Source organism: Stenotrophomonas sp. PS02297 (assembly GCF_029959705.1).
Taxonomy (GTDB): domain Bacteria; phylum Pseudomonadota; class Gammaproteobacteria; order Xanthomonadales; family Xanthomonadaceae; genus Stenotrophomonas; species Stenotrophomonas nitritireducens.
In genome coordinates this window covers 1-2199 of record NZ_JASCOS010000226.1, presented here as the reverse complement: position 1 = coordinate 2199, position 2199 = coordinate 1, and the positions used below count along the sequence as shown (strand labels likewise).

The 2199-nt window shown below is 69.6% G+C and carries 3 protein-coding genes; all 3 read right to left on the bottom strand.

The genetic code is table 11. The features are described from left to right. Window positions 1-4: 4 nt before the first annotated feature. Window positions 5-556 (bottom strand): transposase, encoded by a 552-nt coding sequence (locus QMX80_RS19075; protein ID WP_282278749.1) that lies wholly within the window; start codon window positions 554-556, stop codon window positions 5-7. A 156-nt stretch (window positions 557-712) separates the two neighbouring features. Beyond that, window positions 713-2035, bottom strand: a complete 1323-nt coding sequence (locus QMX80_RS19070; protein WP_282278747.1) for a putative porin — start codon at window positions 2033-2035, stop codon at window positions 713-715. Window positions 2036-2072: 37 nt separating this feature from the next. Continuing rightward, the coding region (locus QMX80_RS19065) for an L-serine ammonia-lyase, iron-sulfur-dependent, subunit alpha (RefSeq protein WP_282278182.1) at window positions 2073-2199 on the bottom strand (127 nt) is incomplete at its 5' end.

Below are 2199 nucleotides of genomic sequence, written 5' to 3'. Positions count from 1 at the left end.
GGCTTCAGCCGCGAAGGGCTCTACCGGCAAAGCCCCATCGCGGCTGAAGCCGCTCCTGCAGGATTGCGGCGTGCTCGAGCCATGCCGCATCCCAATAGGGGTAGTCGCCAATGCGTTCTACCAGCCCAGCACGCAGGGGATTGGCGATCACATAGCGTGCGCAACGCAGGACATCCTCGTCCGCACGCAAGGCATGGTCGTGGAATGCACGCGACCACACCGGTCCGCTGCGTTCCAGGGCGAGGTTGACCGCCCGCGCCGAGTGTCCTTTGGCGTGGCGCATCGCAGCGCCGAGGTTGCCGTTGTCCTGCAGTCGGACCAGGCCGTGCCGGTGGTCGGGCATCAAAACCCAGCACAACAGCGCCGCCCCGGGCCAGCTTTCCGGTTTTGCCAGCGAAGCGGCGGCAACACGGGCGCAGAGCCAGTGGGCGAACAGGGGCCGCCGCTCGTGAGTGGTGGTGGTCAGCAGATACAGGCCACCTGACCGGCCGTGCCTTCCCTTGCGCAAGGCATGGTGACCGGGTGGCGTGGGTGACGTGGGCATGTCCTGCAACATCGCGCGGTGACCGGCCGCGTTGTGTCGGGGAACACAGCAGTCACCCCTCGGAATCCCACGGCGCTTTCCGTAGGAGCGGCTTCAGCCGCGGAGGGGGCCTTCCCGGTAAAGCCTCATCGCGGCTGAAGCCGCTCCTACGGTCGGCCGGTGACCGGGTCAGAAGCCGACCATCAGCGCCACGCGGAAGCGGTTGAGCCAATCGCCCGGATCGGCGCTGCCGGCGTACTGCCCCGACAGCGGCCGGTAGCGGTACCACAGCGCGCTGAGCGTGGTCTTCGGCCACGGCACGTAGTCCACGCCGAAGGCATGCATGCGGTAGTTGCTGCCCAGGCTGATGTTGTCGTGCGAGAACGCGGTCAACACCGCGTCCACTTCCGCCATCGCATGGCCGTAGCTGACGCGCCAGTCGCCAGGCTGCTGCGCGCGGCCGAGCAGCAGGTCCAGGCCGTAGCCGCTGTCGGCATCGGTGCGCGCGGCACTGTTCTTCACGTAGTCGCCGACGATGCGCAGCGGCCAGCGCTCGCCCCAGCCGGACCAGCTGGCGCCGACGATGACGTCGTTGAGGTGGAAGCCGGACAGATAGCTGCCGTCGGGCCGCAGCAGGTTGCTGCGCCAGTCGGTGGCGGTGGCGCCGACGGTGCTGCCGATGCTGTAGCGGTAGTGCGCGGCCGAGACGTCGAAGCGCCAGTCGCCCAGCGCCGGGCTGTCGTAGCCCAGCTGCGCGCCGGCCATGGTGCTGTCGCCGCCGGTGGCCTGCTCGTCGACGACGAAGAACAGGCCGTTGGCGCGCACCGCGCCGCCGCCGTCCAGCGCGTGTTTCCAGTTGGCCGACAGGCCCTGCGGATTGACGTCGCCGTCCCATACCAGTTCGGTGCGGGTGAACGGCTGCGGGATCTTGCCGGCATGCAGGTCGAGTTCGCCGAAGGTGAGCTTCAGCCATGCCTGGTCCAGGCTCACTTCCAGGTCGTCGTCCCAGTTGGACAACTGCACGTCGGTGCTGCGCGGATCGTCCGGATTGCCGGTGACCAGGCGCGCGCCGATGCTGATGCGGTCGTTCACCGCGAACGCGGCGGCCATGCGGCCGCGCACCTGGCCGCTGGTGCGGTCGCGCGCGTTGCCGTTGGCGTTGTCGAATTGCGAGCGCACGCGCAGGTCGCCGCTGACCTTCAGCCGCGACGGGGCGTCGGGAGCCGGTGCGGCCTGCGCCGCAGGCGGCGGGAGGGCGGCGACGGCGGCCGGCGTGGTCCCGGTGGGTGCGACGGGTGCGCCGAGGCGGGCTTCCAGCGCGCGCAGCGCGGCCTCGTTGTCCTGCTGCATCCGCGCCAGCTGCGCCTGCTGCGCGCGCAGCTGCGCGACCTGTTCCAGCAGCGCGACATGGTCGCCGTCCTGTTGCGCGTAGGCGGGGGCGATGCCGGTGGCGAGCAGCGCCAGCAGGAGCAGGGAGCGCACCGGGCGTGCCGGCCGGGTCGTTGGATTCATGGGGTTTCCTTCGCGGGTGTCGATGACGGGGGAACGCTCAGCATTCGATGACGTTGACGGCCAGCCCACCGCGGCTGGTTTCCTTGTACTTGTCCTGCATGTCGCGGCCGGTGTCGCGCATGGTCTTGATGACCTTGTCCAGGCTGACCTTGTGCTTGCCGTCG

What these genes read in the sequence shown, in the direction of transcription:
- QMX80_RS19070 (WP_282278747.1), bottom strand. Translation starts at nt 2,035, where the DNA reads ATGAATCCAACGACCCGGCCGGCACGCCCGGTGCGCTCCCTGCTCCTG.
- QMX80_RS19075 (WP_282278749.1), bottom strand. Translation starts at nt 556, where the DNA reads ATGTTGCAGGACATGCCCACGTCACCCACGCCACCCGGTCACCATGCC.